Consider the following 20,422-nt stretch of genomic DNA (forward strand, 5'->3'; position numbering starts at 1 on the left):
GTTCGGGCTCACCGTGGCCAAAGGTCCGGCTCACGTTCCTCACCTCGTGCGGGCTGTCGAGGATCCGGACGAGCCAACTCCGGAGATTGCCCGTCCAATCCTTCAGATGCTGGCTGACACGCTCCATCGGCTGGACGAACAAATTGCCCATCTGGACCGCGAGGTGGGCCAAGCGAGCAAGAGAGAACGAGACGGCGCGGCGGCTGATGACCATTCCCGGCGTTGGCCCGGTCACCGCAGTGGCCCTGGCGACGCTTGCACCGCCAGCCGAGACCTTCAAGCGCGGACGGGACTTTGCCGCCTGGGTGGGGCTCACGCCGCTGCAGCATTCGACCGGCGGCAGGCAGAAGCTCGGCGCCACCTCCAAGATGGGCGAGCGAACCTTATGCCGCCTGCTGATCATTGGAGCCAGTGCCGTTGTGCGCTGGGCGGCGCGCAACGGAGCCCCGGCAGGCTCGTGGATGGCGCGCATGATAGCACGCAAGCCCCCGATGCTGGTGCGGGTAGCACTAGCCAACAAGATGGCCCGCATCGTCTGGGCTGTGATGGCGAAAGGTGGGGTTTATCAGGCTCCAGTCGCGGCGGCATAAGTCGGGGCTGAGAGGCTGTTGGGGCGCGGGAAGGTCAAAGGAGAGAGATTGCGCAACGGTCAATGAGACGGGACCAGGAAAACAAGCTTTGCGACGAGCGCCGTGAGCGTGTGGTTCCGAATTGGACCTGATCTGCGAACTCCCTCCGGGCCCGCGGCATGTGAGCCGCATTCGAGGCCGCACACATGTCAGCCCTGACCACGCGCTGCACCAATCCGAAGATCCTTCTTGCGTTTTGCCGGGCGTCCACACACGTCGCAACAGTTTACTTCAGAGTTACAGCTACTGTGCCCAGAGTTACAGCTGCGGAGGCCAATGTGTTTAAGGGCAGGCATTTTGATCGATCCGTGATCCTGCTCTGCGTCCGCTGGTATCTCGCCTACAACCTGAGCCGGCACCATCAAGTTATTGGAGATGGAGAGATTTATTGTGGGACAGGTCTGGCTCAGACGACACTCGCGAAGCCATTCACCTCAGCCCAGGCCGTGAAGGCCCGAGCACGGGCGCAGCGATGATCTGAGGCGGTGGTGTTAGCAGGACGGCGAAAGAGATTGGCAATCTGATCGTGAACTGAGAGGAAGCGCTGGGCCTGCCCGGCTGATTTGAAGCGCTTCATGATACGTTCGCGGCGTCGCGTCGGCTGGTGACTGTTCTCCGCCCTGTTGTTCAAGCCCTTATGCTACCGACGCTCCACGCCCGGCATCACAATCCGCTTCACGGCGGCTTAGCCGGCCAGCTTGTCCGTTATCATCACCCGAGGAGCGATACGCTGCTTCTTGAGCAGCTTGCGCAACAGGCGCTTGGCGGCATTCGCGTTGCGTCGGCTCTGGATCAAAATATCGATTACGACGCCGTGCTGGTCGAGCGCGCGCCAAAGCCAATGCTTCTGGCCCGCGATGCTGATCACGATCTCATCGAGGTGCCCCTTATCCCCCGGCGCGGGCAGACGCCGCCAGACTTGGTTGGCATAGCCCTGCCCGAACTTCAGTGCCCATTGCCGCACTGTCTCGTGGCTGACCTTGATGTCTCGGGCCGCGAGCATCTCCTCCACCATACGCAGGTTCAAGGGAAACCTGAAGTACAGCCACACGGCACGGCTGATCACTTCAACTCGTAACCGTTGGCGGGCGTCGCGAGGTTTGCGTGGCGGTTTTATCCCTCACCTATGGCCCCAGTCTCGTCCCCCTGGTTAGTTTGACGGTGCCTGTGAGGACCATGCCCGGGCAAATGGAGGGGCCACGTAAACCCGAGCAGAACCCGACAAGACGCTCCCTCTGACCAGGCTTCGAACGGCCTCAAAAGGATCATCGTCCTGAATTGCCAATGATGATGCATGGGGAAGCCACAATGCAGGTTTGTAATGGGTATCTGATTGCGTGTGGCACTCGAAGTTGCGCGCTTTCCATTTCGTTATGGCTACGCATTACGCATCTTGAGCGTCGGCCACCGCCGCAATCGATGTAAGACCACTAAGGACTAGACATGATTTGGCAAATGACTTGGCACTCCGCTGCTGCACGCCCGAGGTGGGTCTCACCCGCGTTCGGCCGTGCAGCATGGTGGAGCATGCTTAGCCCACTGGTTGTCGCGGGATCCACAGCATATCTCTTGTCCAACTTTGCAGATGGCAGCCCTGCAATAGACCTCTCCCGTACTGAGACAGGCGTTCGACCCTTCAGGTCTGATGCCCAGACGCCCGACCCAGATCGGCTTGCTTGGTCCTCTCCATTCGCTGACAGGTGGCAGAGTCTGCCTCTGCTCGCGTCACATAATTCTAATGATCTCGGCTTGGGCGGCGAGGTCAAGGTCCTCTCGCTTCAAGCCGCCCTTGAGCGGGAGTCGAACCGTGCCGACGCCGCGCAACGGAAGATAACAGTTCTACAAGGGCAGCTTGCCCGAGTGGAGGCAAACGAGGGGCTGGTCGCCGAGTACCGATTTGCAGCCACCGAGGAGAAGGAGCGGACAGATAATGCAATGTTGAAGGTGGCCGCACTGCACGAGGAATTGGCGAGCCTGAGAGCAAGCTTTACTGAAGCCCAGAGAGCAGTTGAAATCGAGAGGGAAAAGGTTGCTTCCGCCCTCGAGCAACTGGAGGTCGTACAAGGTCAGCTTGCCCGCACCTCGCTAGAAAAGGATAGTGCAGAAACCAAGGGCCACCTGAACGAAAATCCGAACGAGTCTATTGCCCCTTATCTCGATGATCGCAGAGAACTGATTCCAGCAGCCCAGATTTTCCAGGTCCCATTGCATCTGGAGACGTATGCACCACTACCAGACGACCAAGGAAATGGTGAACTGCGAGATACTCTGCAGGACAAAAATAAGAGAGCAACTAGCGACAAGGACGTGCAAGTTTCCCGTTCGCTCAGAGCAAAAGCGCTGGCTCGACGAGACAAGTATGTAGCGACCACACCTATGCGCAACCGCAAACCTCGAACTGAGTTCGGAGTAGCTAGCGCACCCGAACCCAGGCGGGAAGCTCGACACCAGAGCGTCCGACCAGGTGAAAAATCCTCAACTAAAGCAAGCCACCGACCGCGACTACTCGCCCAGGATGGTCGTGATCTGGGCAGACCTGGCGCTCTTAGCCTACCAACTGCCTTGCTCCCTGACCGCCGGCTTTGGTGAGCTCTGATCATCGCACCGTCTCGATGACGACATCAGCGACTCCTGAGGCATAGGTCAAACTAGAACTAAGGCACAGTGATTTGCGCAAGCGCGCCTGACCGGCGCAATTACTAGGAGAAACCATGCAACGGGTAGCACTTGTTTCCATCATCACCATTGTATTGCTGGCAACTCAGCCTGTCTTCGCCAAAGGCGGTGGTGGTGGAGGGAACAGCGAGGGTAATGCCGGTGGTGGCCAAGGAAATGAGAACAGCGGAGGCAACGGCAACGGAAACAGCGGCGGTAGTGGAAATGGCGGGCGAGGTGGCGGGCAGGGCAGTGGAGGTAGTGAAGGCGGGAGAGGCAGCGGGAACAACAGCGACGGTGATAGGGGCGGTGGGAATAGCGGTGGCAGTACCGGCGGTGCCAGCGGCGGTCTGGGCAATGGAAATGGCGGGGGTAAAGGAGGTGCGGGCGCTGGAGGCGGCGGTAGTAGTCAGGGTGCTGGGAACGGTGGCAGTGCCAGCCCAGGCAACGGAGGCAGCGGTGCAAATGCCGGGGGTGGCGGCAGAGGAAATGGGGGAGCCGGCGGTGGCGCCAGCCAAGGATCTGGGAAAGGCAGCAGTGCTGGTAGCGCTGGAGGAGGCAATAATCAGAGCGCCGGGGCCAGTGGCAGTGCCAGCCAAGGCAATGCAAGCGGAGGCAGTGCTGGTGCCAGAGGAGTCGGGAGCGCTGGAAACATAAGCGGGCAGACAAGCAACAACAGCAGCGGAAAACCCGGGGGAGCGTCGGTTCCAGCATCCACGTCCGCAGCACCAAATACGACCGGCACTGCGAGCCCGCGAGCAGCGCCCGTCGCTGCAGGTTCACAACCGACGCCAACAGCGCCCAGTGCACGAGCAACGCGAGCTATTTCGGCTCCAACAACTGTGACGCCAACATCGACATCGCTCGCGGTCCGAGGAAGTAGTGCCAGATTGGCCTTGCCGACTTCCCTCGTGCCGCATCTTGACTCATCAGACTCAGCAACTACGGCTTTTGTGGAGCCGCTTGGCCGGCAAGCCGGCGTACCAAGTCTGATTGTCCAGGCTTGCCGTACCTCCATTGTGACAGCAGCGCTTCCGTATGGAGCTGTGCAGGTGGACGCCGCCAGTGTTGGGCAGGCGAGCCGCACATCGGACGGGGGGCTCACGGCTTCGATCATGGTGAGAGTTGTTTACGTCAGGGCGAGTGCACGCCAGGTTCGCCAATCTCGCGTGGCATGTCGGCTCAACGCTGCCGGTACGGTTGTGGCTCTCCGCTGATGAGATGCCAGCCGGGCAGGCACAGGCCCGGTCTCAGGGTATATCTTCCGAACCATAGAGGCAGAATTTAAGTCTGCCCACGATAGTAGGCCAAGTTTTGGGGTGAGAGCCAACCGGCTGATTCTCAGTCCGAATCGTAAATTGCAGCTGATAGATGCAATCCCAAACGTCTGCTCCTGGCATGCCCGAGACCTAAGGTCTAAGGCAGCAATTCTTGTTGAAGCACTAAGTACAGCGTCGGAACTTATGTTGGATGTGCACCGATGATGGTGCGCACTCTGTCTGGACTGTGGTTGCAGCGGTCGAAGAATGCTCTGGTGGCTGTGAGCAGGTCCTGCACGGTGTCGAACAGCTCACAGTGCGTGACCTCGCGGCGGAACTGACGCCAGAGAATCTCGATTGGGTTGAGCCACGGACTGTAGGTCGGCAGATACAGCAGCGCGAGACGGCCAGCCGCGCCGCGCAGCACCGCCTCGACCTCATGCGTGCTGGCGTTGTCCCAGTCCACATACACAGTCTTGTCGGGATGATCCTCCCTCGCTTTGACGGACACCTCTGATACGCTCCTGCGGGAGCGGGAAGGTGTTTGATGACGAAGACAAGGCGAGAATTCACACCCGAGTTCAAACGAGAGGCCATCGCACTGCTGGAGAGCAGTGGCCGACCAACCATGCAGATCGCGACCGAGCTGGGGATCTCCCCCTCTATGCTGCGCAACTGGCGGGCTCTTGCCCATGGGGCTGCGCCCCGGTCCAGGGCCGCTCCCGCGCCGTCGCTGGCTAACACCACATCCCCGGCCGATCAGGCGGCGGAGATCGCCCGTCTGCGCCGTGAACTCGATCGCACCCGCATGGAGCGGGACATCTTAAAAAAGCCATCGGCATCTTCGCGGAGGTGCCGAAATGAGGTTTGGCTTCATTGAGCAGCATGCCCGTACCTTTCCGGTGCGGCTCATGTGCCGCGTGCTCGGCGTCTCGCCCAGCGGCTATTACGCCTGGCGCTCCCGGCCGGAGAGCCAAAGGGCTCAAGCGAACGGGCGCCTGCTCCAGGAGGTACGGCGGCTCCATACCCAGCATCAGGGTCGCTATGGTAGCCCGCGCATGCACGCAGCCTTACGCTCCCAAGGCCATCGGGTCAGCCGCGGCCGGGTCGAGCGGCTGATGCGCCGGCATGGCATTCGTGCCCTGGCCCGCCGTCGCTTTCGGCCGACCACGACCGACAGTCGCCACACGTTGCCCATTGCGCCCAACCTGCTGCAGCAGAAGTTCACTGTCTTCGAGCCGAACCGGGTCTGGCTGGCCGACATCACGTACATTCCAACTGGTGAGGGCTGGCTCTACCTGGCAGCCGTTCTGGACCTGGCCACCCGCAAGGTGGTGGGTTGGGCCATGCGCGATCACATGCGCACCGAGCTAACCCTTGGCGCTCTCATCATGGCCGCCCAGCGGCAGCGGCCGGGTCCCGGGCTCATTCACCATAGCAAACGCGGGAGCCAATATGCGGCCGAGGCCTATGCCCAACAACTGGCTCTGATGAAGGCGAAGGCGTCAATGAGTCGGACGGGCTGTTGTTACGACAATGCCCCGATGGAGTCGTTCTTCCACTCCTTGAAGGTAGAGCTGGTCCATCAGCGGAGCTGGGCGAGCCGCGAAGAGGCGCGGCAGGACCTGTTCGGGTACATCGAGGGCTACTACAATCGGCAGCGCATTCACTCGGCGCTCGGGTATCTCACGCCCGAACAGGCCGAGCGGGAAGCGAGCTAACCCGGTGTCCACATAATCGAGGGAAGATCACCCAATGGCTGATCCATCGGCGGATACGGACACTACGGCAAGTGAGCGTAACTTGCCTTCACGAGCCAGACGCAGATGCTCCTGTAGCAGGTCGATCATCGATACCATGCTCTCGTCAACCGGCGGTGCCGGGACCGCATGGAGATTGGTCACGCGGCTCCGCTGATTAGCCATTGTCTCGCTCATGCTGAACCCTTCTCGGCCGGCCCAATATTCCTGTAGCCATGTGGTTGATAAAGGGTGGCTACTAGACATGAACTGAGTGTCAACTCCAGGCCGGACCAGCAGAAATATCGGCTGTGTCGCGTTGCTACAACAGAAGCTGATCAAGCTGACGAACGGCTTGTGAGGTAGGCATCGGCGCAGCATCCTCAAGAGGGGTCTGACCCAAACCCGAGCAAGCGATCTCTCCTTAGATCTGAGGGCTACATCTGAGTACCTGCCTAGGCAAATGGCTCAAGTGTGCCCATCAGGTTCATGCATCGTGAAGACCATCTGCTCGCCCAAAACACCTTTCTGAGGAAACGTACCGAGAATCTCCGCCGCTTCTGTTGGAAGAAGCGCGGCGGCCTCCCGTGAGCAGGTCGCCACGTTGTCTGTGCTCTATGTGAGTGCTTCCAGCCGGCTGACCAGTGGCACGGCCGAAACTGCTGATCATCGATGAGCTCGGCCCGTCCGTTTGAGGCAGATGCAGCGCATCTGCTCTTCCAACTGGTGTCGCGCCGCTACGAGCGCGGCTCGATCCTGATGACCTCCAACCGCGCCGTGGGCGAATGGGAATTGGTTGCTGAGGATGCTGTGGTTGCGACGGAGATTCTAGATCGCCTTCTTCATTCGACAGTGATCACCATCCGTGGGGACGGCTACCGGCTGCGCGAAAAGAGCCGTTCCGGCCTTCTGCAGAAGGCCGGAACGGCGCTCGAACTGGAGGGAAACGCAAAGCAATCAGCGGAGGCAGATCCTCAGCTCGCATAAAGGGTTGATTTTTCGGTTCGCTTGACAGCTTTAAAACGCTCTCTAGCGAGGTCAGGAACTACGAAGAAGGTGCGACCGGCGGTTCCTCTATGGGTAAGATGAGCGGCACTCCCAGCTTTCTACTGCGGCTTAGAGGTATCCGCTTGGATGGTTGCCAGAACGATTGCAGAGGCTTGAGCAAGTGCGCGTCTCTCGCCAGGTGTGAATGTCGAAATGTCCATGCCGCCGACCTTAGTCGCACCTTGGATAGCCTGTGTTGCGAACTCAACAAGGGCTTTCTTGGCGAACCTTTGACCTTCTGCGGAGCCCATCTCAACAAGCATCTGGGAGACACTCTGCGTTAGGTCGTCAGCTACAAGGTCAACGAGCTCGCTATGATCCATCGTGCTTGCCCTTATTATGCTTTCAGGTTGACCAGGCCGGTCTCATCGAAAGCAAGGCGAGGATAAGGCGCGCCTCCTTGAGGGGAAGTTAATAGATAAGGACATTTCTGAACAGACGCTTGGTACCAGTTGGCAGCAAGTGCGTTGTCACGGGATTGTTTCCGCGTGGGGTGCCCCTTGTTCAAGCGGCTATCCTCAGCCATCGATTTCGGGCCCTTTAAGACCACTATCACAGCCGCGAGTGTCGCCCTGACAATATGCGTAGAACTGCCGTAGCCGTTATATTCAAAGGTTCCGCCTGGGAACTCTACGGGGATAGAACCCGCTCAGCTTTACATCAGAAACGGGGCGAATGTAATCAATTACACCGAGATAGGCCACGAGAGCGACAAGCACTGACCCGATAGTGACAACTAGTAACGACAGGCTATCCATAGCACGCCCCTAAACCATGCCGCCTGGGACCTTCAAGATTGTTGTCTCTTAGGCGGCGCTTATCAACGCATCTGAAGGGGTACTCCGCCCGTGCCTTACGGCTCAGTGCTGCAGATGAATACCAATAAGGCTCGTGAGCGGCATCAGCAGGGCCATTCAACGTGTTGATGATCAGAAATTGACTACTGCAATAGCAGGAACCATGGCCGCGAACCTTGACGGTAATATGGCGATCGCCTGATACCTAGACATAATGCCTAGATTAACCGCGTCAGCCCCTACTTCAATCAACCTTAGTTGTAGGAAGGGTTGATGCCTTTCCTGTTCATCCTGACCTGCAGCATGGTGTCCTTCAGCAGTCAGGAGATCAAACCCCGGACACCCACAGATCCGCCGATATTTGTAACTAGGTCGAACACCTGCGTGAATAAGCCGCGCAACCCTTCAGCGTCAGCCAAGCAGACTGGTACGATAGAGGATTAGGCACACTTCGTCCGGCTCCCGGCCTTCTGCACTGTCACCTGCTGGAAGGCATGCAGAACCATGCTCATGTCTGGGGTTAGGTAGGTTCTGCTCCCGATGAGACAGGACTGCCGACGAGCAGCCATATCGAGTCCAGCCGTGTGTCCCGCCGGCTACAGACATTGACGGGTAGATCGGACAGAGAAACACCCGCCAAACGGCGCGATTGCTCGTGCCTTCTTTGGCGCTTTTCCAGAACCAGCTGATTTCCTGAAGGTATTCCAATGTGCCAGACTGATGTCGCAGTGCCGGATTCGTCTCCTGTGCCGACGCCAACGTTCACCTCTGCCATGATCAGGTTTACTGCCTCTCTCGGCATGCTGATCAGCGTTAGCCTGCTGCTGGCCAGCCTCTGAGGGCGATCTTCTGGCGCCTGTGCTCTTTTCGGTACAGCCAGACTCTCATCTTTCAGCCATTCTGACGTGGTCCATGATGGAGCGGCTGGGGGCTGGTCCTCCCTCGAACTCAAGCGCCTCCGCAACGCGGGGCGCTTCTCTTTGCCGGGAGTGCAGACGGCCGCCTGAAGCGACTTTTGCTTTTTCTCTTAAGGTTGTGTCCTAGGTTAAGGGCAGGGCGGACGCCCGTCAGATGTCCCTGAGAGAGGCCCCACCGCGTGCCCATACGGCGCCTGCTCATCATCGCTCCGTCTGTGGTGCACCTGATCCGGCAGGAGCGAGGAGGCGAACGTGTGCTGGAGGGCTACCTTCCTGAGCAACCCCAACGCAGCACCTTCGTCCAGACTGAGGAGGCCCACAGTAGCCTGATCCTGGAGGCGGGGGCTGATAAGGCCTCTGAGGAGCAAGCCGACTTGCCTCCGGCCCATGCGCAGGCCCTGCTCACCGTCATCTAGGGTCAGGTAGAGTACGTGCGCACCCGGCTTTCGATTGACCCTTACACGATCCAGGTTCTTCACTTCCGCACGCCCGCTCCCCTCGATTTGGTGGCAGTGACCGTTCCATCGCAGGACGAGAGGGCTTTCCACCCTTTGTCCTGGTTCGGCCCGGAGGTCAGCGCCGAGCTGGCCTACCAGCGCCAGCGCCTAGCGCTCAAGGGTATTCCGGATGCACGGGATGTGGAAGTCACAAACGGGGCTCTCAATCATCTACTCGACATGCTGGAGGATCGGTTCTCCACGTGGCCAAGGCCGCACCGGGCTTCAGTCTCAGACGCCTCGGCAGCTGATGTCACTCCGCGCTCCAAGGCTCCTGTCCCGGAATTTGAACCTCAGGTGGACGAGGATTCTCCATCGCGCACCTCCTCACAAGGAGCGACACCGCCCTATGTTACACCACCTGCGTGAAGGTCATTAGAAGGTACCGAAATTGATGGCATTTCACCTAACGCACCACCACGGATGTGCGGGTGTTGGCTCTTGCCATGTCGGCCGCAAGACCCGACCAGCCCCGCAGCTCCTGCAGGGCACTGCGGTAGCTCTCGACAATACGGCCGGCGAGAGGCGAGGTGGCGGCGATCTCCTCAAGAAGCTCCGTCGAGGCTCGATGAGTCGCATCCATGATGGAGCGGGGGAAGGCCTCGAGGCTGACCGGGTACCGGCCGAGGATCTCCGTCAGCGCGGCGGCATTGGTCTGGTAGGCATCGGCAAGGCCCAGGGTATGCTCGGCCCGACAGGCTTCGATCACGATGCTGCGCAGGTCCGGAGAGAGAAGATCCCATGCCGCCAGCGAGATCAGAAGCTCGCTGGCGCCGTTCGGCTTGTTGAACCCCGGTGCATAATAGAACGGCGCATACTTCGGCAGCCCCGTCTCCAAGTCCGTCGCCGGAGCCAGAAACTCAGCAGCGTCGATGGAGCCTTTCTCCAGTGCGGGGAGCAGATCACCGGCGGACAACGTCATCGGCACAGCACCAAGCTTGGCGTAAATCTCGGCGCCCAGGCCCTGTACGCGCAGGCGCATGCCCTTCAGATCCTCGACACCGTCCAGCTTGCGTCGGAACCAGCCGCCCATTGAGGGGCCGGTATTGCCGGCGAGAATCGCGCGAACGCTGTGAGGCTTGTAAAGCTCCTCCCAAAGCGCTTGGCCACCCCGCAGATCTATCCAAGCTTGGTGCTCGATCGGGCCGAGCCCAAAGGGAACGCTAGTGAAGAAACCGGCAGCCGGCATCTTGCCCTGCCAGTACATCGCTGCCGTGTGGCCCATCTCGACAGTGCTATTAGAGACTGCATCAAGCACGGCAAAAGGCGGCACAATCTCCCCGGCGGCAAAGAGATTGATCTGCAGCCGACCACCGCTCATGGCATTGACGCGCTTGACAATCCGCTGCGCGGAAATGCTAGGACCGGTGCGGCCTTTCGGCCACGAGGTGACCATGCGCCAGCGCAGAGTTTGGGCGCGAGCAACGGCGGGCGCCGCGAATGCCGAGGCACCGATGCCGAGCGCCGCACGGCGGGATAGCTTAGGACCAGAAGGCATGGAAATGATGCACGGGTCCGCGCCCTTGTCCGATCTGGAGTCCATTGGAAGCCTTAATCGCGGCGCTGATGAAGTCCTTCCCGGCTGCAACAGCGTCCGCCAACGGCAAGCCCTTGGCGAGCCCCGCCGTGATGGCTGAAGACAGGGTGCAGCCTGTGCCGTGCGTGTTGCGCGTGTCGATGCGAGGAGCCACGAAGCGCCGCATGCCCTGCGCATCCATGAGGATGTCGGTGCTCTCCACGCCCGTGGCGTGACCACCCTTCACCAGAACTGCCTTGGGGCCCAGAGCGAGGATCCGCTCGGCCTGTTGGCACATGGCCTGCTCGTCCTGGGCCAGCGGCTCGTCGAGCAGGGCCGCGGCTTCCGGAAGGTTCGGCGTGACGAGGAACGTCATGGGAAGCAACACGCGGCGCAATGCATCGACGGCCTCCGGTGCGAGCAGCTGGTCGCCGCTTGCCGCTACCATCACCGGGTCGAGCACCACCTGCGTTGCACCGTGCCGCTCCAGACCTTGCGCCACCGCTTCGATCGCGGCCGGCTGGGACAACATGCCGATCTTGACCGCATCGACAGCCAAGTCGCAGAAAACGCTGTCGATCTGCTGCGCGACGAAGGCCGGTGGGACATCGTGAATACCCTGAACACCGAGGGTATTCTGGGCCGTGAGCGCCGCAATCACGCTGGCGCCGTAGACCCCAAGGGCCGAGAAGGTCTTGAGGTCCGCCTGAATGCCGGCCCCACCTCCAGAGTCGGAACCCGCGATGCTGACCGCAATGGCCGTCATGCAACAGCCCTCCGGGATGTTAACTGTTGATCCACGATCTGCCGCAATTGCTGCGCTTGGGCTCTCGGGTCAGGAGCCATGAAGAGGGCCGAGATGACAGCGAGGCCATCGACGCCTGCGCTCATCACAGCCCCTGCATTCGAGGCGTCAATGCCAGCAATCGCGCCGACGGGCAGACCTCCAGAATGTCTTACGCGTGTCAGAATTCCCGCAAGCCCCTCGATGCCGATGGGCGGGGAGGGGTTGTTCTTGCTGAACGTCGCGAAGACGCCGCCGATGCAGCTGTAATCCACCGGCAGTCCCGCTAGCTCATCGGCTTGTTCCAGCGTCTTGAGTGTCAGCCCGATGATTGCACTGGATCCAAGCAGACGACGGGCATCGGCAGGATGCATATCGTCCTGTCCGAGATGAACACCATCTGCTCCTGAGGCTAATGCCACATCCACGCGGTCGTTGATCAGGAGCGGCACACCCGTGTCCTTGAGTGCTTCCTGGAGAGCCCGGGCCAGTTCCACCAAACGATGGCCCTCGGCATGTTTGTCCCTGTATTGGATGAGGGTTGCGCCACCAGCGACAGCTTGCCGGACGAGTGCAACAGGGTCGCGGCCGCTTGTTCGTTCCGGGTCGATGATGCCGTAGAGCCTGAGATCGACAGGGTTCATGAGATCTTCCCGTGGACGACGAGGGTTGCGGGATTGAGGTTGAAAAGCGCGTCAAGGAAGGCGGGTTGAAACATGCCCGGTCCGTTTGCACCACAGGCGGCGATCTCGCCCGCGATCCCGACGACCAGCAGAGCCGCGGCCGTTGCTTCAAGCGCGTTGTCGTGCAGAGCCGTGAAGGCTGCGACGAGGGCCGTTCCGGCGCATCCCATGGCTGTCACGTAGCCCATCAGCGGATGACCGCTCTCAATGCGGATGAGGCGTGTGCCGTCGGTGACCAGATCCACCGCACCAGTCAGAGCCACGACTGTCCCGTGACTGTTTGCAAATGTCTGAACCGAGCCGGGCGTCGCATCTTCTCCGGCGATTGCTGCAAACTCGCTTGCATTGCAGCGCAGGACACAAGGTTCGCCAGCAAGGCACGAGTGGGCGAACTCCAGACGGGGAGGGGAGACCTCGACGAATACGGGATCGAGCACCCAAGGCTTGGCATGATCCCGGGCAGTCGCGATGGCCTGAGGAATTGCCTCACGACGGTTACGGTTGAGGGTACCGAGATTGACGAGGAGCGCACTGGAGCGGCTTGTAAACGAAGTCACTTCCTCCGGCGCGACGGTGAGGGATGGAATGCCGCCGGCGGCGAGCAGAAGATTGGCCGTGAAGGTCTGCGCCGCTGCGTTCGTGATTGCATGCACGCGGTTGCGTTCGGCACGAAGACGCTCAAGCAGGGAGCCCGCCAGTTCTGGAAGATCGATTGTGTCCCGTGAGGACGCTGGTGCGCTCGTCATCTCGCAATCCCTCCGCCGGTACGACCCGGATCAGGTTCGATGGGTTGGTCTCACGAAAAGACCTCTCAGCCCGGACGGGCACCCCAAGGAGATACGGATCAGATAATCCGTCGGCCTTCGCAAAGCAAGGACCAATCTCACCTGTTTGCTGAGCCAATTGACAGCGGCGAGGGTGTCGAACAGTATCGGCGCTGTTCCGAGGGGAGCCCTGTGAGGGGCTGAGAGTCGGCTGATCTGCCGTGACCCTTGAACCTGATCCGGGTCATACCGGCGGAGGGACTGGAACTTTCGAGCGTAGAATCCCTCGGCTCGCTTTACCCGGATCTCCCTTTGTTACAGAGGAGAGATCCATTGACCGTCCACGTCGACAAGCCCAAAGACCTTCCCCAATCCGTCACCATCGGTCCCATTCACGGGTCACACAAGGTTTATGCCGCGCCGAAAGATCGGGCGGATATCCGCGTGCCGTTTCGGGAAATCGTTTTGACTGACGCTAACGAGCCGCCGGTCCGGGTCTATGATCCGTCCGGTCCGTATACGGAGACGGATGCCGCCATCGATCTCGGCCGGGGTCTGCCGCTCGTGCGGGAGGCGTGGATTGCGTCACGCGGATACGCATCGACCGAGGCAAGGCCCGTAAAGCCGGAGGGCAATGGGCATGTCTCCGCCGACAAGCTCGTCGCGCCATGCCCGGCGGACCGCGTATTGCGCCGGGCCGCGCAGGACCAGATGGTGACGCAATATGAATTCGCGCGGGCCGGGATCATCACGGAGGAGATGATCTACGTCGCGCATCGCGAGAACCTGTGCCGGGAGGCCATTCTGGCCCAAGCCGGGGCGAAGATCGCTGACGGCGAGAGCTTCGGGGCCTCTATCCCGCCGTTCATCACACCGGAGTTCGTGCGCCAGGAGGTGGCCCGTGGGCGCGCCATTATCCCGGCTAACATCAACCATCCTGAGCTTGAGCCCATGGTGATCGGGCGCAACTTCCTGGTCAAGATCAACGCCAATATCGGCAACTCGGCGGTGGTCTCGACAGCGGCAGACGAGGTGGAAAAGCTCGTCTGGGCGATCCGCTGGGGCGCCGACACGGTGATGGATCTCTCCACCGGCCGCAACATCCACAACATTCGCTCCTGGATCATGCGCAACTCGCCTGTCCCTATCGGAACGGTTCCAATCTACCAAGCATTGGAGAAGGTGGGCGGCGACCCGACCAAACTCGACTGGGAGGTATTCAAGGATACGCTCATTGAGCAGGCCGAGCAGGGAGTCGATTACTTCACTATCCATGCAGGCGTGCGTCTTCCCTACGTGCCGCTCACAGCCAACCGAGTCACCGGCATCGTCTCCCGCGGCGGCTCAATTATGGCGCGCTGGTGCCTGGCACATCACAAGGAGAGCTTCCTCTACGAGCGCTTCGATGTGATCTGCGACATCATGCGGGCCTATGATGTGTCGTTTTCGTTGGGCGACGGTCTGCGGCCCGGCTCCATTGCCGATGCGAACGATGCCGCGCAGTTTGCAGAGCTCGAGACGCTGGGCGAGCTCACCAAAGTCGCGTGGAGCAAGGGCTGCCAAGTGATGATCGAGGGCCCCGGTCATGTGCCGATGCATAAGATCAAGGTGAACATGGACAAGCAACTGCGCGAGTGCGGCGAGGCACCGTTCTATACCCTCGGCCCGCTGACCACCGATATCGCACCCGGCTACGACCACATCACCTCCGGCATCGGGGCGGCGATGATCGGCTGGTTCGGCACCGCGATGCTCTGCTACGTGACACCCAAGGAGCACCTGGGGCTCCCGAACCGAGATGATGTCAAGACAGGCGTCATCACCTACAAGATTGCCGCCCATGCGGCGGACCTTGCCAAGGGGCACCCCGCGGCACAGATACGGGACGATGCCCTGTCCCGGGCACGCTTCGACTTCCGCTGGGAGGATCAGTTCAACCTCTCCCTCGATCCAGACACGGCTCGCGCCTATCACGACGAGACCCTGCCGAAAGACGCGCACAAGCTGGCGCACTTCTGCTCGATGTGCGGGCCGAAGTTCTGCTCGATGAAGATCACGCAGGATCTGCGGGCGGAGGTTGCAGCGATGAGCCCTGAGGCTCAGGAGCAATTGGCAGGCATGCGCGCCAAAAGCCACGAGTTCCTCGCTAGTGGCGGCAAGCTCTACGTCGATCAACCCTGAAGTCAAGCAGGTGACGGACACGGCCTCCTCGGGCCGTGCCCGCACAACGGCATCAGCTCAATCGCAGGTTTCTTTCACAGATTGCCAAGGCACTTTCTTCGAGAGGAACGTGCAGAGGCGGGCAAGCTACTCTGAATATTAGATACTGGCAGTCTTGGTTGGAAAGCTCCTCCTGACTGGCGGCGGACCGCAACGCCCTGAGAAGGCATTCTCAGCGGAGGATCAGGCATTGAGGGGTGAGCGGTTCATGATGCAGGAAAGCCTGCCCTACGAGTTCCAGCTCGCGGGTCATGCACGCTCCAACCCATTTCCTGCAGAGAATCGACCTTTTGCAGGTTGCTCAGGTCTGTTCTGCGTCTGGCTGAGTTCGGCAGCGCATCGCTCCCAAGGAAGCCATTTTCTCGTCTATCTCGGCCTCCCTATGAGGTACAAGGATCAGAAAAAGCCGCTCTGTCAGGAGCGGCTTGACGAGTCAGCACTGGGCCGACGCGATGACAGGCTCTATCAAGCCTTTTGCAGATTGGTTGCAGACTCTTTGCCGGTACGACGGTCAGACTCGACCTCGTAGGAGATCTTCTGGCCTTCAGCGAGGCCGCGCATGCCGGCACGCTCAAGGGCTGTGGCATGCACGAACACATCCTTGCCGCCAGTGTCCGGCTGAATGAAGCCATAGCCCTTAGTTTCATTATACCATTTCACAGTACCAGTCGCCATGATTATCCCTTAAATTCCGTCAGGTGCGCTTTCGCGGAACCATCCTGCCGCGTCTGGCACAGAGGTCAAGCATCTGGCTGATTCTTGAGCCTTGTCCAGGATCGATGCAGGCCTGGGGCCGTTACCGCCTGTCACGACATTTCAAGCTGCAGCATGGTCGATACAGTTCTGGAATGAGCGTAAACTTACACTTGGCAGTCTGCGCGAAGTCTAATGCAAGGGAGCCGGTTCCATGCGGACGCTGGATACACCCGAATCCAGGACTAGGAACGCTGTCTTGATCCGGCGTGAGGCTCACGGCCCAAGGGGGCTCCCGGTCCTCGGGCATCTTATTCACCTGGCGCGTGATCCCCTTGGCTTCCTCTCAGACTGCGCGCGGGAGTATGGTGACGTTGTTGCCCTGCGCTTAGGAACTTGGCCCACGCTCCTCATCAGCGACCCGGAACTCATCGAGGCCGTTCTCGTCAAGAACCACCGCAGCTTCGTCAAGAACAGCTTCTTCTGGCGTCAGGTGACCGCCGTGTTTGGCTCTGGCCTGCTCACAAGTGAGGGAGAGTTCTGGCAGCGGCAACGCCGTCTCGCTGCGCCCGCCTTTGCCGGGCAGCGTCTCGCCATGTACGGCGATGTCATGGTCCATCACACACAGCGCATGCTCGACGGGTGGAGGACCGGAGTTGGTCGCGATCTCCATGCCGACATGATGGGGCTTACTCTGAGAATTGCGGCCAAGACTCTGTTTGGCTCGGATGTGCATGAGGATGTGGTCGAGATCGACCACGCCGTGAACGACCTCGCCGACGAAATGGCTTCACGGATGGCACGGCCATTCGTGATTCCCGATGGTGTGCCGCTTCCCGGGCACATCCGGTATCGCCGAGGTTTGCGTAAGATCGAGCAAGTCATTGCACGCATTGTGAATGAGCGTCGAGCCAGGAATGAGGATGGCGGTGATCTGCTCTCTATGCTCATGTTGGCGCGTGACGAGCACGGCCATCCAATGTCGGACCGGCAGCTTCGGGACGAGGCGATCACCATTCTCCTCGCGGGGCACGAGACGACGGCACTTGCGCTCTCGTGGGCATGGGTTCTCATAGCCGACCATCCCGATGTGCAGGCGGAGCTTGCCGGCGAGGTGAGCGACGTTTTGAGGGACAGGGCAGCGACGGTCGAGGATCTCCCACGTCTGCGCTATGCGGAGCACATCGTTATGGAGGCGATGCGGCTCTACCCGCCAGCATGGCTCATAGGGCGTGAGGCGTTGCGTGATTGTGAGATTGGAGGATACCCGGTTCATGCCGGTACGACGATCTATATGAGCCCATGGATAGTTCACCGGAATGGGCGCTACTTTGAGCAGCCTGAGGAGTTCCGGCCTGGGCGTTGGGCGGGTGGCTTGGGCCGGAAAATTCCCCGTTTTGCCTATTTCCCGTTTGGCGGCGGGCCGCGCATTTGCATTGGCAATCGATTCGCGATGATGGAGGCCGTACTGATCCTGGCCACGATAGTGCAGCGCTTTAGGATTGAACGGCAGAAAGATCGTCCTGTCATCCCACTGCCGTCAATCACTCTCCGTCCGAAGACTGGCGTTTGGATCGTTCCCGCCACTGAGCGTTCGAGTCGGGCCGATAGGCTGTGAGCCGAGACAGTGGGGCCCCAAGAGGTCTGCCGCAAGGATCGGGAGGGCAGGGCCACTAGGCCTCGCGGGGAGGGCTTCTATGCAGGTGATACGCAGGGAACAAGGATGACAGTGAGCCGGTTTCCGAGGAACCGGAACGAGCCATCTCAAAGGCAGGGCATGACAACGAGAAATATGGCACGCCCTGACGGGCTCTCGACCGCAAGCATCAAAGATACGCTCGCCGTTCTCGGTGATGTGATCATCCCCACCCTTGGCAAGGGCGTCCTCATCCGCCGGCCGCGCATTGTCGCACTCGCGGAACGGTTAAACCTCGACGAGCGGGCGGTGCGGCGCTTGCAGTCTCTGAGCCGCAAGTACGGGACCGGGCCGCTGCTGCTCCCAATCCCAGGGCGTACCCAGGCGGTGATCCTGTCACCTGAGCATGTGCATCGGGTGCTACAGGGGGCACCCGAACCCTTTGCCCCTTCGACCCTGGAGAAGCACGCCGCCTTGGCGCATTTCGAGCCGAACGTTTCGCTGATCTCCCACCCGCCTGAGCGGGCGGAGCGCCGCTACTTCAACGACGAGGTGCTGGAGAGCCAATGCCCGGTCCACTCGATGGCTGATGGGTTCAGCGCGGTGGTTGGGGATGAGGCCCGGGTGATGCTCGCTCAAGCGGGCAGCGAGCTGAGTTGGGACGCCTTTATCACAGCTTGGTATCGCATGGTGCGGCGGGTAATCCTAGGCGACGCGGCGCGGGACGACCACGAGCTGACAGCTATGCTGGCCAAGCTCCGTAGGGCAGGCAACTGGGCCTTCCTCCATCCGGGCCGGAAAGGGCTCAAGCGCCGGTTTCATGAGCGCCTGAAGGAGCACCTCAACCGTACCGAGCCCGGTAGCCTGGCGGCGCGGATCAAGGCGAGACCCAACACGGATGCCACCGCGCCTACAGATCAGGTGGCGCACTGGCTGTTCGCCTTCGACCCTGGAGGCATGGCGACCTTTCGGGCGCTGGCCCTCATCGTGTCTCATCCGGACGCAGGGCGGCGCGCCAGCGAGGAAATCTCCGCAAACAGGACGATCGGCCACACGCCGTTGCCGTTCGTGCGGGCCTGCATTCTTGAGTCGCTGAGACTGTGGCCGACAACGCCGGCGATCCTGCGCGAGACGACCGAGGACGTGCAGTGGCCCGGCGGCGTTATGCGCAAGCACACCCACGTCCTGATTTATACTCCGTACTTCCATCGCAACGATGAGAGCCTGCCTGAGGCGCATCAGTTCGCCCCGGACCTGTGGCTTGGAGCTGCTCCGGGTGGACACTGGCCGCTGATCCCCTTCAGTGAGGGACCCGGTATCTGCCCTGCACACAACCTGGTGCCAACGCTCGGGAGCATGATGCTTGCGGCAATCCTAGGAAGGCACAAGATCGAATTGAAGGATCCAGACAGGTTGCATTCCGATCGTCCCCTCCCGGGCACGCTCGACAACTACACGCTGCGTTTCAGCCTGACGGGTTAACAGCGTATATAAAGAGCCCGACCGTCCAAGTTGCAGGCTCGAGGCGGCTTTACACTTGTTCCCAAGTCGGCAGTTCGGGAATCTCGTTCCGAGCATAAGCACTGCATCAGGATCGGCACGAGGAACGAGGCGACGCCGCCCCATTCCCCTTTTGAGGTTTGGCCGAGTACTACTCGTCCAGCACGGGCATTATCAGCCGGGTTGCGGGATTGTTAAAGAGAAAATCTCGACCGGAACTGGCGGGCTCCGCCTGATCCGCGTCCGTGTACCGGGCTTTCGTTGGGTTCTGCGGCCGTCGCAAGCTCTGATCGTCTTGCTGTGTAGTCTTCCCAGGTCTGAAGGATCGTCATGGCACGAGCAACGGTGTTGTCGACGCGCTTGGCAAAACCATAGACAGGCAGTCTCAGCATAGAGCGGTTCCTCTGGTTGAAGTGAAGAGGGAACACAGACGCTACACAACAGAGGCAAGAGCACAGTCCTAAAGGGAGATTTCCCCCCTGTTCCACCACATCAGCCCGCATCATGCGGATCTCTACTTCAACGAGATTGGCTTTCGCTGGTCGCAGCGGGTCGTCACAGGTTAGGCGCCCCGACGCACGCGCAAGGGACAGCCGATGACCAAGACCTTGTGGGCGGGAATACCACCTGCCCTACAGCTCCCAGCGGTGTTTCGCTTTCCTCGCCAAGCCTTACCGCCTCGCGGAGGTGGTGGAGACGGTCGAGCGCGCCCTGAAGGCGGTCACGAGGCAGTGACGCGTCCTCAAGCCTGATCATACTCCACGATCTTGGCAAGGCTCAAACCCTTAGGAGCCCTACTGCGATCCGGTTGCATGATCCCGTTGCGAACTGATGCTGCGCGTCGCCACACATCGGCTTCTAATATAGGCATCTACATGGATTATGCGATGCCGGAACACATCGCACGCGCCCTGGTGAGAGGTCTGGTACTCAGCCTCCCGCCGGGCGCTTCGTCCTTGTGCACAGCGGTCGGTTGCATTCCAGGGGTTTATAGCGCATTGTGATGGCGTGGTGTTGCAACCGGCATCACAATGCGCCCTGACAGTGAGCTCACTACTGCTAACTCTGTCGGGGCGTTGTCGCTTG

13 protein-coding genes, 5 pseudogenes and 2 riboswitches are annotated in these 20,422 nt (G+C 60.5%); of the genes and pseudogenes, 11 read left to right on the forward strand and 7 right to left on the reverse strand.

The features are described 5' to 3' along the window. Window positions 1–590: pseudogene (locus JAO75_RS23340) on the forward strand (IS110 family RNA-guided transposase); the annotation flags it as partial. 317 nt (window positions 591–907) lie between these two features. Then, window positions 908–982, forward strand: a pseudogene (locus JAO75_RS23345) (IS6 family transposase); the annotation flags it as partial. 53 nt (window positions 983–1,035) lie between these two features. Here the strand turns inward: JAO75_RS23345 and JAO75_RS23350 are convergent. After that, window positions 1,036–1,746 (reverse strand): annotated as a pseudogene (locus tag JAO75_RS23350) (IS6 family transposase). Window positions 1,747–2,378: 632 nt separating this feature from the next. On the opposite strand from JAO75_RS23350, the gene JAO75_RS23355 reads away from it, so the two are divergent. Together JAO75_RS23355 and JAO75_RS23360 are read left to right on the forward strand one after the other, a co-directional pair. Then, window positions 2,379–3,218, forward strand: a complete 840-nt coding sequence (locus tag JAO75_RS23355) for a hypothetical protein (RefSeq protein WP_199051611.1) — start codon at window positions 2,379–2,381, stop codon at window positions 3,216–3,218. Between the two features lie 222 nt (window positions 3,219–3,440). Further along, on the forward strand, window positions 3,441–3,941 hold the full coding sequence (locus JAO75_RS23360) for a hypothetical protein (RefSeq protein ID WP_199051612.1): 501 nt from the start codon (window positions 3,441–3,443) through the stop codon (window positions 3,939–3,941). Window positions 3,942–4,745: 804 nt separating this feature from the next. On the opposite strand, the gene JAO75_RS23365 is transcribed toward JAO75_RS23360, so the two are convergent. Beyond that, a complete protein-coding gene (locus JAO75_RS23365) occupies window positions 4,746–5,054 on the reverse strand; it encodes a transposase (protein WP_199051613.1) in 309 nt (102 codons plus the stop codon). A 36-nt stretch (window positions 5,055–5,090) separates the two neighbouring features. Here JAO75_RS23365 and JAO75_RS23370 point away from each other — a divergent pair. From JAO75_RS23370 to JAO75_RS23380, 3 genes and pseudogenes are all read left to right on the forward strand, one after another. Next, window positions 5,091–6,264 (forward strand): IS3 family transposase gene (locus JAO75_RS23370; RefSeq protein ID WP_199051614.1). Its coding sequence is split into 2 segments (ribosomal slippage): window positions 5,091–5,377 and window positions 5,376–6,264, totalling 1,176 coding nucleotides; the frame shifts between segments, so codons are not numbered across the junction. 662 nt (window positions 6,265–6,926) lie between these two features. Next, window positions 6,927–7,269: pseudogene (locus JAO75_RS23375) on the forward strand (ATP-binding protein); the annotation flags it as partial. Window positions 7,270–9,222: 1,953 nt separating this feature from the next. After that, complete coding sequence (locus tag JAO75_RS23380; protein WP_199051615.1) at window positions 9,223–9,459, forward strand: hypothetical protein; 237 nt, start codon at window positions 9,223–9,225, stop codon at window positions 9,457–9,459. A 487-nt stretch (window positions 9,460–9,946) separates the two neighbouring features. Here JAO75_RS23380 and JAO75_RS23385 read toward each other — a convergent pair whose 3' ends face one another. The 4 genes from JAO75_RS23385 to thiM all read right to left on the reverse strand — a co-directional run bounded on the left by JAO75_RS23385 (window position 9,947) and on the right by thiM (window position 13,269). Then, entirely contained in the window at window positions 9,947–11,038 is a 1,092-nt protein-coding gene (locus JAO75_RS23385) for a TRAP transporter substrate-binding protein (protein WP_199051616.1), read from the reverse strand. Further along, window positions 11,022–11,822, reverse strand: a complete 801-nt coding sequence (gene thiD, locus JAO75_RS23390; protein WP_199051617.1) for a bifunctional hydroxymethylpyrimidine kinase/phosphomethylpyrimidine kinase — start codon at window positions 11,820–11,822, stop codon at window positions 11,022–11,024. Before thiD ends, JAO75_RS23385 begins: the two co-directional genes overlap by 17 nt. After that, window positions 11,819–12,484 (reverse strand): thiamine phosphate synthase, encoded by a 666-nt coding sequence (gene thiE, locus JAO75_RS23395; RefSeq protein WP_199051618.1) that lies wholly within the window; start codon window positions 12,482–12,484, stop codon window positions 11,819–11,821. Before thiE ends, thiD begins: the two co-directional genes overlap by 4 nt. Further along, window positions 12,481–13,269 carry a hydroxyethylthiazole kinase gene (gene thiM, locus JAO75_RS23400; RefSeq protein ID WP_199051619.1) on the reverse strand — a complete coding sequence of 263 codons (789 nt, stop codon included), beginning with the start codon at window positions 13,267–13,269 and terminating at the stop codon, window positions 12,481–12,483. The genes thiE and thiM overlap by 4 nt, the downstream gene beginning before the upstream one ends. After that, window positions 13,260–13,365, reverse strand: a riboswitch (TPP riboswitch). It overlaps the preceding gene by 10 nt. A gap of 93 nt (window positions 13,366–13,458) precedes the next feature. Continuing rightward, window positions 13,459–13,566: riboswitch (TPP riboswitch) on the forward strand. Window positions 13,567–13,620: 54 nt separating this feature from the next. Between thiM and thiC the strand changes: the two genes are divergently transcribed. Next, window positions 13,621–15,468 (forward strand): phosphomethylpyrimidine synthase ThiC, encoded by a 1,848-nt coding sequence (gene thiC / locus JAO75_RS23405; RefSeq protein ID WP_199051620.1) that lies wholly within the window; start codon window positions 13,621–13,623, stop codon window positions 15,466–15,468. A 504-nt stretch (window positions 15,469–15,972) separates the two neighbouring features. Here the strand turns inward: thiC and JAO75_RS23410 are convergent. Further along, window positions 15,973–16,182 carry a cold-shock protein gene (locus tag JAO75_RS23410; RefSeq protein WP_199051621.1) on the reverse strand — a complete coding sequence of 70 codons (210 nt, stop codon included), beginning with the start codon at window positions 16,180–16,182 and terminating at the stop codon, window positions 15,973–15,975. A 232-nt stretch (window positions 16,183–16,414) separates the two neighbouring features. On the opposite strand from JAO75_RS23410, the gene JAO75_RS23415 reads away from it, so the two are divergent. The 3 genes and pseudogenes from JAO75_RS23415 to JAO75_RS25055 all read left to right on the forward strand — a co-directional run. Then, window positions 16,415–17,818 carry a cytochrome P450 gene (locus tag JAO75_RS23415; protein ID WP_199051622.1) on the forward strand — a complete coding sequence of 468 codons (1,404 nt, stop codon included), beginning with the start codon at window positions 16,415–16,417 and terminating at the stop codon, window positions 17,816–17,818. A 174-nt stretch (window positions 17,819–17,992) separates the two neighbouring features. Continuing rightward, the gene (locus JAO75_RS23420) at window positions 17,993–19,318 is read left to right on the forward strand and encodes a cytochrome P450 (RefSeq protein ID WP_199051623.1); all 1,326 of its coding nucleotides are present in this window, start codon (window positions 17,993–17,995) and stop codon (window positions 19,316–19,318) included. A gap of 482 nt (window positions 19,319–19,800) precedes the next feature. Next, window positions 19,801–20,088 (forward strand): annotated as a pseudogene (locus JAO75_RS25055) (hypothetical protein); the annotation flags it as partial. Between the last annotated feature and the right edge of the window lie 334 nt (window positions 20,089–20,422).

The organism is Microvirga splendida (assembly GCF_016427565.1).
Taxonomy (GTDB): Bacteria; Pseudomonadota; Alphaproteobacteria; order Rhizobiales; family Beijerinckiaceae; genus Microvirga; species Microvirga splendida.

What these genes read in the sequence shown, in the direction of transcription:
- JAO75_RS23385 (WP_199051616.1), bottom strand. Translation starts at nt 11,038, where the DNA reads ATGCCTTCTGGTCCTAAGCTATCCCGCCGTGCGGCGCTCGGCATCGGT.
- JAO75_RS23415 (WP_199051622.1), top strand. Translation starts at nt 16,415, where the DNA reads ATGCGGACGCTGGATACACCCGAATCCAGGACTAGGAACGCTGTCTTG.
- thiM (WP_199051619.1), bottom strand. Translation starts at nt 13,269, where the DNA reads ATGACGAGCGCACCAGCGTCCTCACGGGACACAATCGATCTTCCAGAA.
- JAO75_RS23360 (WP_199051612.1), top strand. Translation starts at nt 3,441, where the DNA reads ATGCCGGTGGTGGCCAAGGAAATGAGAACAGCGGAGGCAACGGCAACG.
- thiD (WP_199051617.1), bottom strand. Translation starts at nt 11,822, where the DNA reads ATGACGGCCATTGCGGTCAGCATCGCGGGTTCCGACTCTGGAGGTGGG.
- JAO75_RS23410 (WP_199051621.1), bottom strand. Translation starts at nt 16,182, where the DNA reads ATGGCGACTGGTACTGTGAAATGGTATAATGAAACTAAGGGCTATGGC.
- JAO75_RS23420 (WP_199051623.1), top strand. Translation starts at nt 17,993, where the DNA reads ATGGCACGCCCTGACGGGCTCTCGACCGCAAGCATCAAAGATACGCTC.
- thiE (WP_199051618.1), bottom strand. Translation starts at nt 12,484, where the DNA reads ATGAACCCTGTCGATCTCAGGCTCTACGGCATCATCGACCCGGAACGA.